This is a genomic window from Streptomyces sp. CB01881, from assembly GCF_002953255.1.
Lineage (GTDB): Bacteria > Actinomycetota > Actinomycetes > Streptomycetales > Streptomycetaceae > Kitasatospora.
Map to the genome: position 1 here is coordinate 582,984 of NZ_CP026498.1, position 14,067 is coordinate 597,050.

At 74.3% G+C, this 14,067-nt stretch carries 16 protein-coding genes and 1 pseudogene; 6 read left to right on the forward strand and 11 right to left on the reverse strand.

The window, feature by feature from the left end; genetic code table 11:
* Positions 1–225 precede the first annotated feature (225 nt).
* The gene (locus C2142_RS02795; RefSeq protein WP_148640911.1) at positions 226–495 is read right to left on the reverse strand and encodes a hypothetical protein; all 270 of its coding nucleotides are present in this window, start codon (positions 493–495) and stop codon (positions 226–228) included.
* A gap of 318 nt (positions 496–813) precedes the next feature.
* Positions 814–1,086 carry a hypothetical protein gene (locus C2142_RS02800; protein WP_148640912.1) on the reverse strand — a complete coding sequence of 91 codons (273 nt, stop codon included), beginning with the start codon at positions 1,084–1,086 and terminating at the stop codon, positions 814–816.
* 378 nt (positions 1,087–1,464) lie between these two features.
* On the opposite strand from C2142_RS02800, the gene C2142_RS02805 reads away from it, so the two are divergent.
* Entirely contained in the window at positions 1,465–2,100 is a 636-nt protein-coding gene (locus C2142_RS02805) for a DinB family protein (protein ID WP_148640913.1), read from the forward strand.
* Between the two features lie 34 nt (positions 2,101–2,134).
* Here the strand turns inward: C2142_RS02805 and C2142_RS02810 are convergent, their stop codons facing one another.
* From C2142_RS02810 to C2142_RS02820, 3 genes are all read right to left on the reverse strand, one after another.
* Positions 2,135–2,719, reverse strand: coding sequence for a pyridoxamine 5'-phosphate oxidase family protein (locus C2142_RS02810; protein WP_148640914.1), 585 nt, complete (start codon positions 2,717–2,719; stop codon positions 2,135–2,137).
* Between the two features lie 203 nt (positions 2,720–2,922).
* The gene (locus tag C2142_RS02815) at positions 2,923–3,597 is read right to left on the reverse strand and encodes a response regulator transcription factor (protein WP_148640915.1); all 675 of its coding nucleotides are present in this window, start codon (positions 3,595–3,597) and stop codon (positions 2,923–2,925) included.
* Positions 3,594–4,793 carry a sensor histidine kinase gene (locus C2142_RS02820; protein WP_148640916.1) on the reverse strand — a complete coding sequence of 400 codons (1,200 nt, stop codon included), beginning with the start codon at positions 4,791–4,793 and terminating at the stop codon, positions 3,594–3,596. The genes C2142_RS02815 and C2142_RS02820 overlap by 4 nt, the downstream gene beginning before the upstream one ends.
* A 237-nt stretch (positions 4,794–5,030) precedes the next feature.
* On the opposite strand from C2142_RS02820, the gene C2142_RS02825 reads away from it, so the two are divergent.
* Entirely contained in the window at positions 5,031–6,407 is a 1,377-nt protein-coding gene (locus C2142_RS02825) for a tannase/feruloyl esterase family alpha/beta hydrolase (protein WP_148640917.1), read from the forward strand.
* Positions 6,408–6,483: 76 nt separating this feature from the next.
* Here C2142_RS02825 and C2142_RS02830 read toward each other — a convergent pair whose 3' ends face one another.
* A complete protein-coding gene (locus C2142_RS02830; RefSeq protein WP_148640918.1) occupies positions 6,484–6,918 on the reverse strand; it encodes a CBS domain-containing protein in 435 nt (144 codons plus the stop codon).
* Positions 6,919–7,058: 140 nt separating this feature from the next.
* Between C2142_RS02830 and C2142_RS02835 the strand changes: the two genes are divergently transcribed.
* From C2142_RS02835 to C2142_RS39175, 4 genes and pseudogenes are all read left to right on the forward strand, one after another.
* A complete protein-coding gene (locus C2142_RS02835; RefSeq protein WP_148640919.1) occupies positions 7,059–7,922 on the forward strand; it encodes a helix-turn-helix domain-containing protein in 864 nt (287 codons plus the stop codon).
* 42 nt (positions 7,923–7,964) lie between these two features.
* Positions 7,965–8,387 (forward strand): VOC family protein, encoded by a 423-nt coding sequence (locus C2142_RS02840; RefSeq protein ID WP_148640920.1) that lies wholly within the window; start codon positions 7,965–7,967, stop codon positions 8,385–8,387.
* A gap of 488 nt (positions 8,388–8,875) precedes the next feature.
* Positions 8,876–9,757: pseudogene (gene ligD / locus C2142_RS39170) on the forward strand (non-homologous end-joining DNA ligase); the annotation flags it as partial.
* A gap of 222 nt (positions 9,758–9,979) precedes the next feature.
* Positions 9,980–10,774: a DNA ligase gene (locus tag C2142_RS39175; RefSeq protein WP_277347318.1), complete on the forward strand. Its 795-nt coding sequence runs from the start codon at positions 9,980–9,982 to the stop codon at positions 10,772–10,774.
* 435 nt (positions 10,775–11,209) lie between these two features.
* On the opposite strand, the gene C2142_RS02850 is transcribed toward C2142_RS39175, so the two are convergent.
* The 5 genes from C2142_RS02850 to C2142_RS02870 form a co-directional block, all read right to left on the reverse strand.
* Positions 11,210–11,836, reverse strand: coding sequence for a type 1 glutamine amidotransferase domain-containing protein (locus C2142_RS02850; RefSeq protein ID WP_241002338.1), 627 nt, complete (start codon positions 11,834–11,836; stop codon positions 11,210–11,212).
* A gap of 6 nt (positions 11,837–11,842) precedes the next feature.
* A complete protein-coding gene (locus tag C2142_RS02855; protein WP_148640922.1) occupies positions 11,843–12,181 on the reverse strand; it encodes a PRC-barrel domain containing protein in 339 nt (112 codons plus the stop codon).
* A gap of 5 nt (positions 12,182–12,186) precedes the next feature.
* Positions 12,187–12,636, reverse strand: a complete 450-nt coding sequence (locus C2142_RS02860) for a DUF3040 domain-containing protein (protein ID WP_148640923.1) — start codon at positions 12,634–12,636, stop codon at positions 12,187–12,189.
* A 69-nt stretch (positions 12,637–12,705) separates the two neighbouring features.
* Positions 12,706–13,182, reverse strand: a complete 477-nt coding sequence (locus tag C2142_RS02865; protein WP_148640924.1) for a hypothetical protein — start codon at positions 13,180–13,182, stop codon at positions 12,706–12,708.
* Positions 13,183–13,325: 143 nt separating this feature from the next.
* Positions 13,326–14,027 (reverse strand): FAD:protein FMN transferase, encoded by a 702-nt coding sequence (locus C2142_RS02870; RefSeq protein WP_148642144.1) that lies wholly within the window; start codon positions 14,025–14,027, stop codon positions 13,326–13,328.
* Between the last annotated feature and the right edge of the window lie 40 nt (positions 14,028–14,067).

The window sequence follows — 14,067 nt, forward strand, 5'->3', positions numbered from 1 at the left end:
CCCCCGGCGCCCCCGGCGCCCCCACCCCCGGTGCCACCACGACAACGCCGCTGCACCCCACCGACCCACCACGGGCCGGTCCGGTACAGCGGCGTCGTGGCATTTCCCGACCCGAAGAGGGACATTTCCCGGCCTGAAGAGGGGCATTCCCCGGTCCGAAGAGGGGTGGAGCGGGAAGTCGGACCCACCGACTTCCCGCTCCGCCGCCGCCCCGGTCCGGACGGCTCAGTCCCTGCAGACCACCACCGCCCGCAGTTCCGGATGTCCGGCCGACTCGTTCACGGCGCTCGCCAGCCACCCGTTGCCCCAGGGGCTGGACTGGTAGATCGACGTCCCGACCGCGAAGCCACCCCCACCGGTGACCGTGCCGGAAGGACAGGACTTCAGGCTGTCGGCCGTCCCGTGGAAGAGCGGGAGCGACGACGGGGGGTTCGCGAAGTCGTGGTGGTGGGACGTCGGCGAGCAGACCACGAAGGCCTCCACGTCGTGGGGCATCCCGGTCGGGTTGTTGATGTAGTAGGTCCAGCGGTCGTTCTGGGCGTTCCCGCCCGCGAAGGACTCCCAGACGCTGATGTCGCCGAGGTCGACGCGTCCGCCGCCGCCGGTCGCGTACTGACCGGCCGGGCAGTACGCCGTCGCGCCGCCCTCGCCCCGCGCCGCAACCGGCTTCGCCTCGTGAACACCCGGGTGTGCGGCTCCGTGGAGCAGATCGCCGTCGCCCAGAGGGTCCCGTCGTACGGGATTTCACCGACCGCGGTGACGATCCACGAGCTGCCGACGGCGTAGGAACCGATCATCGTCAGCGGGTTGTAGCTACGGGGAGACCTTGGGCCCTCCCCCCGTCGGGGTCTGGCCGGGTGGGCAGGTCGCCCTCGCCTCGTAGAACTCGATGACGTTGCTCGGGGGCACGGCCACCGGATCGCCGATGACCTGGGTCAGCACCTCCGCCGGGGCGGCGGCCGGGCCGGCCGCCGACGCGGCGTCGGGGTTCGCCGCGGGAGCGCCGCCTTCCCGGGCGACCGCCGGCGGCACGGTGAGGGAGAGGATCAGGGTGACCAGTACGACCAGGGCTCGCGTCCTTCTCAACGCTTCCTCCACGGGGACGGTGACGAGCAGGGATGCCTCCCGTACCCGCTCCGCTCGTGCCCCCAGTCGTCACACCCCGCGCACTCATTCCAACGAATCGAACAGATCGCTCCACCGCCCTCCACGGCCTCCGCGTCCGTGCCGCCGGCGTCATCGCGCCAGCGCCGGAGGGAAGCCGCCGGGTGGGCCGACGGCCTGCTCCCCGGACGCCCCGGCGAGGACCGGTCCGCCCCACACCTGCGGGCCGTCCGCTCCCGTCGGGCGCCGCACGGAAAACCCGTCGCGGGCGCGTTCCACGGTGTGACACGGTGCGGGCGGGTGCCGGTTCCGCTGTTCCGGCGGCCCGAAGCCGATCAGTGTCTACCGTGGGAGCGCCCGATGACGATGCCACAGCGCATGGTCCCCCTGCTGGAGCAGTACGACTTCGCCCGCAAGCGGCTCGCCGACCGCCTGGCCGGCCCGGTCGTGAACAGCGGGAACGGCACGGACGTCCCGGTCGGCCCGATGACGGACGACGAGTACCTGTGGGAGCCGGTCGCCGGGTGCTGGTCGGTCCGCCGCCACGCCGACGGACCCGGGTCCCGCGCGACCCTGCTCGTCGGCGCCGGCGACTGGGGCCGGGACACCGCCCCTGCGCCCCACCCGGTGCCCCCGCCGTTCACCACCCTCGCCTGGCGGCTCTGCCACCTCACCGAGATGCTCGCCCTCCGGGCCGACCACACCGGCGGCACCCGCTCGCTCACCCGGGACGACTTCGAAGTGGCCGGCGATGCGGCATCCGCGCTCGCGGCCTTCGAGGCGGCGGCCGACGCCTGGCGGAAGGTCCTGGTCGACACCGACGACGCGGCCCTCGACACCGTCGGCCACAGCGCCTACCCCTACGGCAGTGACCCGGAGAACCCGTTCATCGACATCGTCTGGTGGGTCAATCAGGAACTGCTCCACCACGGCGCCGAGATCGCCCTCCTGCGCGACCTCCACCACTACCGCGCGGGGTGGTCCTCGACGCCCTGACGGCGCGGACCGCCCCGGCCCCCACCGGCAGGTTTCAGGCCGGGCGGGGCGGGAGCGGCAGCGGAAGGGCGGGCAGACCGTCGATGCTGGTCCCGATGTACTGCTTGCCCTCGCAGTAGGTGTTGAACTCCTCGTCCGTCTTCCGGTCGAAGTACTGCTCGTGCAGGTCCCGGTCCGAGCGGTAGTCCATCAGCGGAACCGCGAACCCGCAGGAGTCGCTCACCCGCTCGGCCTTCACCAGGACGATCGCGCGCAGCGCCGATCCGTCCGCCTCCGCGTCGAAGTGACCCAGCAGGTCCCCGAACCGGGCGTCGTCCCGGAAGACGGGCTCGCCCTGTCCGTGCACCCGCACCACGGTCGGCGGTCCGTCGAAGGCGCACCACATCAGGGTGATCCGGCCGTTCTCCCGGAGGTGCGCGATGGTCTCGGCAGTCGATCCCCCGAAGTCCAGGTACGCGAGCGTGAGTTCGTCGATCACCGCGAGTGTGCCCGACCGCCCCTTGGGCGAGACGTTCACATGTCCGTCGGCGGCGAGCGGCGCGGTGGCGACGAAGTAGACGGGCTGGCGCTCGATGAACTCCCGCAGACGGCCGTCAATCTTTTCGTATGTCTTTCCCATGGTGGGATTCTCTCGCATCCCGGATAGCAAGAATATTTCTCTCGGATGTTGGGACACTCCTCTCGCGCAATGGGACGTCTTCGTCGGGCCCCGGACGGCCGCACCGCACCCACACCGGAGGGGGCACGGGCGCGGGCACCGGAACAGGCACGGGCGCGGGCACCGGAGCGGGCGCGGGCACCCGCACCGGCACGAGCCCCGGGTCAGAGCAGCCCGCGGGTGTGGGCGTAGAGGGCCGCCTGAGTGCGGTCGCGGAGGTTGAGACGGGTGAGGATCCGCGAGATGTGGTTCTTGACGGTGCCTTCGCTGACGTGGAGGTGAGCGGCGATCTCCCGGTTGGTGGAGCCGACCGCGATCAGGCGCAGGACTTCGGTCTCCCGGTCGGTCAGCGGCAGCGCCGGCGCGACCGCCGGCCCCGGCACCGGATCCGGTGCCGCAGGGACCGGAGCGGGCAGCGTACCGGCGAGGCGGGCCATGACCGTCACGTCGAGTTGGGCGACCCCGGCGTGGACGAGGTGGACGGCGCGGGCGAGCTCGGCGGACGGCAGGTTCTTCAGCAGGTAGCCGACGGCACCGGCACGGAGGGCCTGGGCGACGTACGCCTGGTCGTCGAAGGTGGTCAGCATGACGACCCGGCAGGCCGGAACCTGCGCGGCGAGCGTCTCCGCGGTCTCGATGCCGTCCATGACCGGCATCCGAACGTCGACCAGTGCGACGTCCGGCCGGTGGGCGACGGCCACCTCGACCGCCTGCCGGCCGTCGGAGGCGGTGCCGACCACCTCGATCCCGGGCTGGATGCCGAGCAGCGACGCGATGCCCTCCCTGACGAGGTCCTGGTCGTCCACGACGAGGACGCGGACGGGCTCCGCCGCGCTCACAGCGCCGCCACCGTCTCGGCCGGCACTCCGCACGGGAGCGTCACGGTGACGGTGACCCCGCCCTCGCGGCCGCCGCGAACGTCGACCTCGCCGCCGAGGAGCGCCACCCGCTCACGCATGCCCCGGATGCCGTGCCCGGGTATCCAACCGCCGCCGAGGCCCCGGCCGTTGTCCGAGACGGTGAGCCGGGCCGACGGCCCGGCCAGCGCCACCACGACCTCCACCCGGGTGGCGTGCCCGTGCCGCCGGGCGTTGGTGAGCGCCTCCTGGGCGGCGCGGTAGAGGGTGGTGAGCGTGGCGGCGTCGTGGGCGGCCTCGTCGCCGGTGACCGAGAGCGCCACGGTGAGCCGGTCGTCCCCCAGGTGGCGGACGAGGTCGGCGAGCGAGCGGGCGAGCGAGAACGGGCGGGTGTCGCGGAGCGCGCTGACCGACTCGCGGACCTCGGCGAGGGCGCGGCCGGCCGACCAGCGGGCGTCGGCGAGCGCCTGCGCGGAGGACGCCGGATCGAGGGTGCGGAAGGCCTCGGCCTTCTCCAACTGGACTCCGACGGCGGTGAGGTGGTGGCCGAGGCTGTCGTGGATCTCCCTGGCCACCCGGTTCCGCTCCTCGGCCGTGGACAGCTCCGCGACCCGGGCCGCGTAGTGGGCGAGCCGCTGGTGGGACTGCTCCAGCCGGGACCGCGCCTCCTGCTCGCCGACCGCGACGGCGGCCATGGAGAGGGCCAGTGCCAGCGCGAGGCCGAACATCAGCAGGTCGGAGACGTACGCCGGGTCGACCCACCAGTGCGGCACCCGGAGCGTGTACGCGGTGAGCAGCAGCCCGACGCAGCCGGCGGCGCAGCCGAGCGCGGCCCGCCGGCCGAAGGCGAAGAAGGCGGTGAACGGCACCAGGACGAACAGCGCCCGCGACACCCCCGACCCGTCCGCCGCGGCGACCAGCGTGAACAGCACCGCCCGCAGCGCGAGGAGGACGGCGGCGGAGGGCGGCCGCAGGCCGAGCCGCTCCGGGGCTTCGAGGGCGAGCAGCAGTGCGAGGCCCGCGACGAAGGCCGCCGTTCGGACGGGGTGGAACACCCCGGGCGCGACGGCGGAGTGGTAGATCCCGCCGGCCGCGACCACCGTGTACAGCACGGGCGGGATCCACGGCACCGGGCGGGCCGCCCGGCCCGCAACGACCACGGCGGATGGCACGGTCATCACTTCGGTCCTCCTTCCGACTCGCACGCTGCCAGGAACCATACGCCGTCCCACCGACAACTCCGCCACCTGGAAGAAAGGCAGGCCAAACGGCATAGGCCGGTCCTCCGGAAGACTGGCCGTTCGGCACTCCCGGAGGGCACCGGCCGCCGTCTAGCGTCGTCGACGTCCGCTCCGGGAACCCCACGGAGCTCACAAGAACCATGCCATGCATGGAACCTGAAGGAGCGTTTGCCCATGATCCGACGACGTTGGCACGCCAGGGCCCTCGCCGCTCTCGCGCCGGTCCTGGTCACCGCGGCCCTCGTGCCCGCCGCGGACACCGCGGCGGCCGCCGGCACGTCCTGCATGGCCCAGAAGCTGCGGGTGCCGGGTGCGGAGCGCCTGGTCTCCACCTGCCTCGACGACCTCACCACCAAGGGCCTGCCCGTCGGCCGGACCAGCCCGGCCGACTGGGCCGGGCTCCAGGCCTCCACCGCAACCGCTCCCCCCGCCGTGCCGGGCATCCAGCTCGACGGCTACTTCCCCGACACCTCCACCACCAACAGCAACAACGGGTGGAACCACGACAGCCAGTTCGTGATCCGGCTGCCCCGGAACTGGAACGGCGGACTGGTCGTCGCCGGGCCGCCCGGCATCCGCCGCCAGTACGCCAACGACCAGATCATCAGCGACCAGGTCCTCGCGAAGGGCTTCGCGTACGCCGCCACCGACAAGGGGAACACCGGCCCGCAGCTCTACCGGGACGGCACCGAGCCGGGCGACGCGATCCTGGAGTGGCACCAGCGGGTGGCCCAACTGACCGTCGCCGCCAAGGCCGTGGTCGCCCGGCAGTACGGGCGGGCGCCGTCGTCCACGTACGCCGCGGGGCTGTCGGCCGCCGGGTACCTGGTGCGGTGGCAGCTGGAGCACTACCCGCAGCTGTACACGGGCGGGATCGACTGGAACGGGCTGCTGCTCACGAAGGACGACCCCAACCTGCTGACCAACCTGCCGCCCGCGCTTCGCGCCTACCCCCGCGTCCGGGACGGGAAGCCCGGCGCCCTGGAGGAGATGTACGCGGCCGGCTACCCGGCGGGCTCCGAGAAGCTCTGGCCCGTCCACTACCAGACGCAGTGGGACTCCCTGCAGCGCGTCATCCGGGAGGAGTTGGATCCGGAGTACGACGGTGCCACGGAAGCCGGCACGCCCTTCTGCCCCGAGGGGACGGGCGCCGGCTGTGACACTGACTACGACTACGCGGCCCGGCCGTCCGCCGTCCACGAAGCGGTCGGGCGCGTCTCGCTCACCGGCCAGATCCGCCGGCCACTGATCACCGTCCAGGGCACGTTGGACGTGCTGCTGCCCATCAGCCGCAGCGGGGACGTCTACGACCGGATGATCGCGGACGCCGGCCGTGGCGGGATGCACCGCTACTACCGCATACCCGACGGCACCCACACCGACGGCCTCTACGACGCCGTGAAGGACGACACCGGGAAGCCCGTGGTCCGCCCGATGCACCCCTGCTTCATGTCGGCCTTCGACGCCCTGGTGGCCTGGACCCAGCACGGCACCGAACCGCCCGCGAGCGGCACCCCGGCCCAGACGAGCCCGACCGGCTGCACGATCTGAGGACGCGCGAGCCGGTCCGGCAACGGCGAGTGCCCTCGCGCCGTACGCGCGAGGGCACTCGCTGGCAGCCCGTGGATCACCGCATCATGTACACGCTGTCCATGAACTCGATGATCTGCTGGTCCGTCAGGCGCTGGCCGTTGCGGTGGCCCATGGCCAGGTCGGCCTCGCTGATCATGCCGACCAGCCGGTCGCCGTCGATGACCGGGATGCGGCGGATCTGGTGCTGCTCCATCTTCTTCAGCACCGTGTCCATGTTGTCCTCCGCACGGACGCAGTGCAGGTGGCCGGCCATTTCCATGGCCGTCATGTTCGCCGGGTCCCTGCCCTCGGCAAGACATCGGACGACGATGTCGCGGTCGGTGATGATGCCCTTCAGCTTCTGGTCGTCGCCACAGATCGGCAGAGCACCGACGTTCATGTCGCGCATCATCATGGCGGCTTCGGCGAGCGTCTGGTCGGCGCGGATGCACTGGGCGCCGGTGTGCATGATGTCTCGGGCAGTGGTCACTGGGACTCCTTGTCAGTTCTGCCCCCGAGTACCGGGTGTTCCGGTGCGATCACCATAAGCAACACTCCCGCCGACCGCGAGCCCACGCGAAGGCGGGGGCGCCGGGCCGCAGCCGCTCCCGGCGGCGGGATACTGGGGAGGTGACGCAGGAACTCGCCGACACGGTCGACGAAGCCGTCCGGAGCCGGCCCGCCACGGCCCTCCGGCCGTACGTCGCCTGGTACTCCGGCTACCGCCGGCGCGGCATCGCGCCCGCCGTGCACCGGGGGCTGCCCTCGCCGTACCTGACCTTCATCCTCACCCTGGACGAGCCGCTCACCGTCGCCGGGCACCCGGACCCGGACCAGCCGGCCGACAGCTACGCGACGCTGCTGGGCGGCCTGCACACCTCCCCCGCGCTGATCACCCACGACGGACGGCAGTCCGGCGTCCAGATCGCCGTGCACCCGCTGGCCGCCCGGGCCCTCTTCGGCCTGCCGGCCGGGGAGCTGGCCGGGGTGGACCTCCCGGCCGAGGCCGTCCTCGGACGGGCGAGCGCGCGGCTCCAGGAGGCGCTCCAGCTGGCCCGCGACTGGCCGGAACGGTTCGCCGCCCTCGACGGTGTGCTGCTGCGGGCCGCACGCCCCTCCGGGCGGGTGCCACCCGAGGTCGTCCGGGCCTGGCAGGCGCTGCCGGTGTCGGCGCTGGCCGCGGACACCGGGTGGAGCAGCCGGCACCTCCAGGACCGGTTCCGCCACGAGACCGGGCTGACCCCGAAGGCCGCCGCCCGGGTGATCCGGTTCGACCGGGCCCGGCGGCTGCTCTGCGCGCCCGGGCCGCCGCCCCGGCTGGCGGAGCTGGCCACACGCTGCGGCTACTTCGACCAGGCCCATCTGGCCCGGGAGTTCCGCACGCTGGCCGGCTGCCCACCGAGTGTGTGGCTGGCGGAGGAGGGGCCCGACGCGGCGAAGTTCCGAAACGTCCAAGGCGGGGCCGGGGCGGCGGCGCCAGAGTGGGAGCCGTGACAGCCCCCCGGTTGCCACTGTCCTTCCGAGGAGGAACACGCCATGGACACCCAGACTCCCGTCCCGCAGGTCTGGCCCAGCCTGCGCGCCCGTGACGCCCGGGCACTGATCCGGTTCCTGGTGGACGCCTTCGGCTTCCAGGAGGTGGTGGTGTACGGCGAGGGCGACCTCGTCGCGCACGCCGAACTGGCCTGGCCGGAGGGCGGGGGTGTGATGCTGGGCTCGGACCGGCCCGACCCCGAGGGCGCCGAGCCCTGGCCCGGCCGCCCGGGCGGCTTCACCGCGTACGTCGTCACGGCGGACCCGGATGCGGTCCACGCACGCGCCGTCGCCGCCGGGGCCCGGATCACCACGGAGCCGTTCGAGACCGACTACGGCTCCCGGGACTTCTCGGCCGCCGACCCGGAGGGCAACCGCTGGTACTTCGGCACCTACCCGGGCGCGCCCCGCCCTTCGGCCGGCTGAGTCCCGATGCCCCAGCACCCCCGCACCGCTCCGTCCACCACCGCAGGGCACCCGGCCGGAGGACCGTCGGCCTCGCCCCCACCCGTCCAGCCCTCACCTCGTAGGGCCCACGCGGCCCACGCGGCCCCCGGGACCGCCAACGCCCCCGGGGCCTCCGAGGCCGCCGTCGAGCGGCTTCGGGTGCTGCCTGGCGCTGCCGGAGGTCTCGGAGCGGGTCAGTCACGGGGAGCCGACCTGGTTCGCCGGGGCGGGGCACGCCCAGGTGTTCGTGATGCCGGTCGATGGGCCGCGCCGCTCACGCGGGCCGCGCTGTTCCTGCGGGCCGCGTGAGCGGCGCGGCCCACGCTGTTCCCGCAGGCGGCGCTGTTCCCGCACGGTGCCCCGGGCGCTGCTCACGCCGTGAGGAGCGCCCGGCGGGAAGGCCGGGCAGACTGGCTGCGCGGGCCCGGCGAACCGGCGCGGCGGCCCGGCGTAGCTCGGAGGCGGCCATGCCGCAGATGGTGGTGGACGGGCGCACGCTCGCCCTCTCGCACCTGGAGAAGGTGTACTACCCGGCCACGGGCACGCTCAAGGGCGAGGTGCTGCGCTACTACGCGGCCGTGCACACCGTGCTGCTGCCGCACCTGCGCGACCGTCCGGTCTCCTTCCTGCGCTGCCCGGACGGGGTGGACGGTGAGGTGTTCATCGCCAAGAACCCGCCCGCCGGGACGCCCCGCTGGGTGCGGACCGTGGAGGTGCCGAGCAGCAGCGGGGAGCTGCGGCAGGTGGTGCTGGACGACGGCGCGGCGCTGCTCTGGGCGGCCAACCTGGGCTGTCTGGAGCTGCACGTTCCGCAGTGGCACGCGGCCGCGGCCGCACTGGCGGACCGGCTGGTGCTGGATCTCGACCCGGGCGAGGGCGCATCCGTGCTGACCTGCCGGGCGGTGGCCCTCCTGCTGCGCGAGCGGCTGGCGGCGGACGGGCTCGACTGCTGGGTGAAGACCTCCGGTTCCAAGGGCCTGCATCTGCTGGTCCCGCTGGAGCCGACCCCGAGCGCCCGGGTCTCCGCGTACGCCAAGCAGCTCGCGGCCTCGCTGGAGACGGCGCACCCGGACCTCGTCGTGCACACCATGGCGAAGGCGCGGCGCACCGGGCGGGTGCTGGTGGACTGGTCGCAGAACAACGCCAAGAAGACCACCGCCGCGCCCTACACCCTGCGGGCGCGGGCCCGGCCCACGGTGTCCACGCCGCTCTCCTGGGCGGAGCTTGAGCGGGCCCGGTCGGAGGAGGAGCTGGTGTTCACGCTCGCCGAGCTCCCCGCGCGGCTCGCCGAGTTCGGCGACCTGTTCGCCCCGCTGCTGGCCGCGGACCGGGCCCGCCCGCTCCCGGCCGCACCGGCGCCACCCACGACCCCGGCGCCACCCACGAGCCCGACCACTGCCCCGGGTCCCGCCCCGACCCCCTCGCCGACCCCCACCCCCGCCCCAGCGCCCGCTCCCGCCTCCGCGCGCACGTCGTCGCGCTCTCCCCTGGTACTGGACCCGCCCGTCGAGGTGAGGTGCCCGGCCGCCGTCCCGGCCGTTCCCCCGCCGGACGGGCTGGGCGGCTCGGGCGTGCTGTACGAACTGAAGCTGGACGGCTTCCGCTGCGTGGCCTTCGCACGCGGCGAGCAGCCCCCGTACCTCCAGTCGCGGTCCGGGCGGGACCTCACCGCCGAGTTCCCGCCGGTGGCCGCGGCCGTCGCCCGGCTCCCGGCCGGGCTGGTGCTCGACGCCGAGCTGGTCGCCTGGCGCGGCGGCCGGTTCGCGTTCGAGGAGTTGCTGAGCACCCGGCAGGCACGGGCCGCCGACGACACCGCGCTCGGCCTGATCGCCTTCGACGTCCTGGCGCTTCCCGGGCGGGACGTCCGGCGGCTGCCGCTCGCGGACCGGCGCCGGCTGCTGCTCGCCGCCCTCGCCGACGTGCCCCCGCCGGTCCAGCCGGTGATGGCCACCACCGACCGGGCCGAGGCGTTGGCCTGGATGGAACAGCTGGCCGACACCGGGGTGGAGGGCCTGGTGTGCAAGGCGGCCGGCTCCTCCTACCGCCCGCGCGGCGCCGGCCGGGTCTGGGTGAAGTACCGGCGCTCCGACACCCTCGACGCAACCGTCCGCGCCGTCGTCGGTACGGCCGCCCGGCCACGGGCGCTGGTCCTGGAGCTGGCCGACGGCCGGGTGCTGCTCTCCACCCTGCAGCTCACACCGGTGCAGTCCCGGCAGGTCGCCGCAGGGGTACGGGGGCGGCTCGGCGATCCGGTCCGCGACCCGGACCACGGGACCCTGTCCCCGCTCACCGCCGTGCTCCGGGCCGAGGTGACGGTCACCGGCCGGCCCCCGACGGCGACCTTCGTCCGCCTGCGCGGGGACTGAAACCTCCGTCCAGCGCACTGCGTGACTCGGCGTCAGTTCACCCGCGCCCCAAGCCGGCCGTTCAGGCCCCCTCGGATCCCCTTCAGATCCCCATCAGGTCGCCGTCCGGTCCCCTCGGATCCCCGTCATCTGGTCCGCTTCACGTCCGCATCAGGTTCTGTACCAGCCCGGTCATCTTCGCCGAGGGTGCGACGTTGAGTTCCCGTTGCAGCAACGAGCGGTAGTGCTTGCCTCCCGGCCCCGCCACCCCCCATCGGCTACCGCTGACCCGGCGGCCTCATCCCCACCCCGTGCGCCCCCCGTGCGCCCGGCCCTGCCGGCACACGGGTTCGCGTGGTGCCGACGGCCCGCACCGACCGCGCCACCTCACCGGGACGGAGCCCCACACCGAGGAGCCCGGCGCGTCGCGTCACCACGTCGCGTCACCACGTCGTGTCACCGCGCGTGGCGGGAGGGTTCGGGTGCGTGGGCCGTGGGCCAGGGCGGGCTGGTCTCCGCGCGCGGCCCGCGGGCGAACTCGGTCACCAGCGTGTCGTTGAAGACCGGGAGGTCGGCCGGTTTGCGGCTGGAGACCAGGACGCCGGGGCCGTCCCGGCAGACGTGGACCTCCTCGTCCACCCAGAGGGCGCCCGCGTTGACCAGGTCGGTGCGGATGCTGGGCCAGGAGGTCAGGGTGCGCCCGCGCACCGCGTCCGCCTCCACCAGCGTCCACGGGCCGTGGCAGATCACGGCGACCGGTCGGCCGGAGGTGCAGAAGGCGCGGACGAAGGCCACGGCGTGCTGGTCCAGCCGCAGGTGGTCGGGGTTGGCGACGCCGCCCGGCAGGACGAGGGCGTCGTACCGGGCGGCGTCCGCCTCGGCGACGACGTCGTCCACGGCGAAGGTGTCGGCCCGGTCCAGGTGCCGGTAGGCCTGGACCCGACCGGGCCTGGTGGAGACCAGCCGCGGGGTGCCGCCCGCCTCGGCCACCGCCTGCCAGGACGAGGTCAGTTCAACCTGCTCGACCCCCTTCGGCGCGACCAGGAAGGCGACCGTCCGTCCGGTCAGGGTCACCAGCGGCACCGGCGATCACCCCGAGAAGTGCTGGTCCAGCACCGTCCGACCGTAGGCGGTCAGGTCGCCGGGGGTCAGCTCGACGGCGGCGGGCGGCGGGGCCGAGCGGACGCGGGCACGCGGGCAGTCCAGGTGGACCACCAGCTCCAGGTGGTCGATCCGGGCCACCAGGCCGACCGGGACCAGCAGCCGGGTGCCCTGGACCCAGGGCCCGGCGTCGACCAGCAGGTGGTCGCCGGCGTCCTGCTCGACCCGGCCGAGCGGGCCGTCCGTCGCCTCCACCTCGTAGCCGACCAGGTTCAGATCGGCGGCATGGTGGGAGCCCGGACGGTACTCCCACAGGTCGGTCGTCATGGCACTCACGCCTCCGGTTGGTCCCAGGGACGGCGCTCCCCGTGTTCACCGCGCTCGCGACGGTCACCCCGTTCTCCGCGGTCGCGGCCCTCGCCACCCAGGAGGTCCGTGCCGTCCGCGTCCGGCGGGCGGCCAGGTTGCCGACGGCGCAGCAGGGCCGCGACCCCGACCGCGACACCCACGCTGACCGCCCAGACCAGCGCGACCGCGACCAGGACCGGCACGGTCGGGGTGCGCGCGCCGATGCTGAGGCAGATCGCGCCCATCACCAGCGCGGTCATCAGGGCACCGGGCGGCACCTTCTGCGCCACGCGGCGCTGCAGCAGCCGGATCCGGCCCGGCTGTTTGGCCCCCATCGTGCTCAACCGCCGGTCCAGGCGCGTGTCCTGGCGCAGATCGGACTCGATCTCCTCCAGGAGCCGCCGTTCCCGGCCGCTCAACCCGGGTCCGTCCATCTCGGTCACCTCCGAGCCGTCCGGTGACGTCGTTCTCACGTCCGGGCGGTTGCCCGGTTCGACTGTGCCTCAACCGCTCCGGCCGGCCGGTACGGCGGGAGGGGTCGGACGGCAGGCTCCGAAGGCCCTGGGGCGGGCCAACAGGCTGTCGTCCAGCACGTGCAGCAGGGCGGCGGCGTCGCGGTGCACCTCGACCGCGCCCGCCGCCCGAAGTTCGGGACCGGTCGTGCCGCCGGTCTCCAGGGCGACGCAGGGCACGGCGGCCCGGCACGCCGCCAGTACCTCGGGCACGCTCCCGGCGACGAACACCGCGTGCGGCGGCGAGCCGTCCACGAGGTCGAGGGCGGTACGAACGGGGTCGCCGCCCGGGGTGTTCACGGTCAGCACCGGTGCACCGGCCGGGCCGGGCCCGGTGAGCACCACCGTCCAGCCGCGCGCGTCGCACTCGCGCAGCAGCTCGGCGTCGTCCGGCACGGGGGCGGGCCCGCTACCGGGCAGCGCGGCGCGCCAGTCGGTACCGAAGAGTGCCGCCGAGATGACCGTCATGGCCCACCGCTTCCCGTTCCGTGCCACGCACGGGCGCGCCCTTCCAGACTAGGCCCCCACCCCCGCCCCGCGCCTGGCCAGAGCACCTCCGCAGGCCCCGGCACGGGAAGTCGTCCGCCACCGGCCTCCCGTTCACGCTCCGCTCACGCCGGCGGGAAGCCCGGGGTGCGGTGGTGGGTGCCGTCCGGGGTGACGGCGAGGGCTTCGACGGCGGGGTGCCGGGTGGCCCAGGCGAGGGCGCGGGCAGGGCCCATGGCGAAGGCGGCGGTGGCCCAGGCGTCGGTGCGGGCGAGGCCACGGCCGACCAGGGTGAGGGAGGCGAGCCCGGTGGCCGGCAGGCCGGTGTGGGGGTCGATGATGTGCGGGCCGCGTTCGGCGGTGCCGGAGGTGGCGACGGCGAGGTCGTGTCCGGTCACCGTGGCGGCCAGGGCGCCGGGGTTCAGCGGGTCGGCGATGCCCACCCGCCAGGGACCGCCCGCCGTCTGGACGTCGCCGCCGCCGCTGACGACGTGATCGGCCGTTCCGGCGGCGCGCAGCAGCCGGGACGCCTCCTCCACCGCCCAGCCCTTGACCCAGCCACTGGGGTCGAGCCGCCCGGCGGGGCGGTCGGTGAACCAGCCGTCCGTCTCGGCGGCCACCTCGCGGCAGCGGACGAGCACCTCCGCGACGTCGGGGTGACAACCGTCCAGGGCGAGTTCGCCCCGGTCGAGGCGGCTGACGTCGCTGTCGGACCGGTACGGGGAGAAGACCGCGTCGATCTCGTGCAGCCGTCCGGCGATCCGGCGCAGGGCGGCCTCCGTCCCGGGTGCGGGGTCGCGGACGGCGAACGAGAACACCGTGCCCATGACGTGCTCGGTGTGCCGGAGCAGCGGCCGCGGCAGGGCG